Origin of the sequence: Sporosarcina limicola, assembly GCF_014873855.1 — a bacterium.
GTDB lineage: Bacteria > Bacillota > Bacilli > Bacillales_A > Planococcaceae > Sporosarcina > Sporosarcina limicola.
Genome location: NZ_JADBEL010000067.1, coordinates 1 through 2,518, shown reverse-complemented (window position 1 = coordinate 2,518; position 2,518 = coordinate 1). Strand labels below are relative to the sequence as shown.

3 protein-coding genes are annotated in these 2,518 nt (G+C 31.1%); all 3 read right to left on the bottom strand.

Translation table 11 applies throughout. The annotated features are described in order from the left end of the window. Positions 1-36 precede the first annotated feature (36 nt). Genes H4683_RS21035 through H4683_RS21025 form a run of 3 tightly spaced genes read right to left on the bottom strand, consistent with a single transcriptional unit; the run spans position 37 to position 2,415 of the window. Positions 37-783, bottom strand: a complete 747-nt coding sequence (locus tag H4683_RS21035; protein WP_192600776.1) for a hypothetical protein — start codon at positions 781-783, stop codon at positions 37-39. A gap of 24 nt (positions 784-807) precedes the next feature. Continuing rightward, positions 808-1,992 (bottom strand): XRE family transcriptional regulator, encoded by a 1,185-nt coding sequence (locus tag H4683_RS21030; RefSeq protein WP_192600775.1) that lies wholly within the window; start codon positions 1,990-1,992, stop codon positions 808-810. A 15-nt stretch (positions 1,993-2,007) separates the two neighbouring features. Next, a complete protein-coding gene (locus tag H4683_RS21025) occupies positions 2,008-2,415 on the bottom strand; it encodes a DUF5986 family protein (protein WP_338062519.1) in 408 nt (135 codons plus the stop codon). Positions 2,416-2,518: the final 103 nt, after the last annotated feature.

Below are 2,518 nucleotides of genomic sequence, written 5' to 3'. Positions count from 1 at the left end.
TTAGTCGTAAAATTGTCAACAGACCTATTGGTTTGACTACAAGGCTAGTGCAGTCAATTGATTAGGCTGTTTTATTGGGTGCGAAAGTTGAGTAATAATCATATTTATGAGCTTTTTATTTTCAAAATTCTCATCATAAAAAAAGTATAATAAATCATCATTCCACTCTACTTTATTATCATAAATGCAGATGCCACAAACAGTCCCACCTACGCCAAATTCTAAAAAAATATTTTTCAAAGAAAGCATTTGAAGATATGCAGTAGCTGCACTTATTTTTTTTCTTGGCTCATCGTCTATATTTTCTTCTTTAAAATGTGGGAATGTGTTTGAAAAACCTTTCATTAAATCATCTAAATCCGCTATAGTTCTATCACTTCCTATACTTATATAATCTTTTATTTCTTTAAATTCTTTTTTATTTACTACGAATAATTTGTTATTATCTTTCTGTTTAACTGCAAGTATCACTTCTGCCTCTGATATAATTTCCTGAAGATAAGAAATGATTTGATCATATGGCAAATGTCCAACCATTAAATTCAAATTTCTTTTTATTTCCTCATAAGTATCTACATAACCTGAAAATGCAATAACAAAATTTTCTTTAACATAAATTTTTGTATTACTTTCGGTGATGAAGTGTGAATTATATTCTCCATACTTTTCACCCATACTAGAATAATCAGCTTCAATTTCTAAATCGCTATTTTCAGAAGAAGTTAAAGAATCTGCAACAATGTAAATTTCATTATTTGACTTCCATGCAAAACAGTACGTCATCTTTTATCCCTCATTTATATAAATCTAGCTACTGTGTTTTCTTTTAAAATCCTTTAATTTCAATACAACCCTAGATTCGCTGTTATCAATAAACAGGGCCGGTTCTACACCACAAATCATTGCTAGCATTTTTGGAGTCAAATAGAGGTTGTATTGCTCTGCAATTTTAATGGGAATTTCATGTCCTTTTAAAATACCTTCATCTATTAATAACTCCAAAGATTGTTTAAATGCCACTGGAACAGTCGTTTTAGTTTCCAAATCAAATGGCTCTGGATTTTTCCACTTGCGATAATGCATTTGTTTATAAAGTTTTATTTCTTGGTCCCCGTTAATTAAGGAAAGATCTCTTGCCCGTTTAATCATAGCTGCCATAGATACATTCCATTTTCTCTTTAAGCTGTAGAACGTATCAATTTCATCTGTAACCCTAGTAGCTAGCTCAGCACCAAATGTATCTTCTGGTAATAGAAAAATAGATGCCAATTTATTAGCTTCATCTTCCATAACTTTATATTCTTCTTTATCTAATTCTTGGGGATTTATATTTTGATGGAGCACCCAATGTGCCATTTCGTGAGCGATACTAAATTGCTGTCTATAAAATGAACGAGATTCGCCTGTTCCTGTAGCAATGACGAAATAAGGGTTAATATCTCCAACGGCATTTTCTATAACGTTCATGCTACTAAAGGCATCAACTTTACTTTCGTTATAATTCATACTAATAACAGTGAATCCCATTAACTCTGCTACTTCAATAATATCTGGAATGGGCCCATTATCTAGGCCAACAAAGTTGCGCATTTTTTTCGCAATTAAATTGTAATCTTGTAGAAGTTCATAATTTTCCCTTTCCTCTAATTGGGGAAAATCAATATACTGCTCTAAAAAATCCCGCATGATTACCGAGTACTTTAAAGCGATTGACGCAGGGTTTTTTGCTTTTTGGGTAGCTGTAAGTCTTGAACGGAAAAAGGTCCCTTCGTTTTGAATATTGAATTTATCAATTGTATAGAAAAATTCTCTAGGATAACCCAAAATGGTTGTTAATTGTAATGACTTTTCAAAGCTAGGTTCAATATTTTGGTTTTCATACTTTGAAATCATTTGCTTTGTGACATTTAATTTCACGCCTAATTCGGTGATCGTTAACTTATTATAAAGTCGAGCTTCCTTTAGTCGTTGTCCATTAAATATCTTATTCATAATAATATCTCCAAACTATTTAATTTTTTTCAATTTAACAATTTTTTTCTTTTTATCGAGAGTAGTAGTACTTTCTTTCTTTTCTGTTTCAATATCATCTGAATTCAAATCAAATGTATAATTGCTTTCGATTAGTGAAGTGAAATCTTGATGCCAAATAGGTTCATGTTTACTATTAAACACATATGCATTAACTGTACTAATAAAAGATTTATTGAACGCAAAGACTACTACTTTTGAGGGTTCTTGTTCTAACATTTTTATGATGTCACGGGCTTGATTTTCCAATGCTTCATCTGAATATGGATCTGTTGCTTCTTCTAAATCCCATTTCAGTTGTTTGTTAATCGGTTTATGATCATCTAAATGTCTATTAAAGAAATTCAGTAATTTTAAGTAGTGATTACTTTTCCCTTTTTTAATGATACCTTTTGGAGTTAGTATAGATGTATGGACACACGTTAGTTAAGTCTCTATCCTAAAAAGAAGAGAAGGACGTGTCCGGAATGAAACGAAAACAGTATAA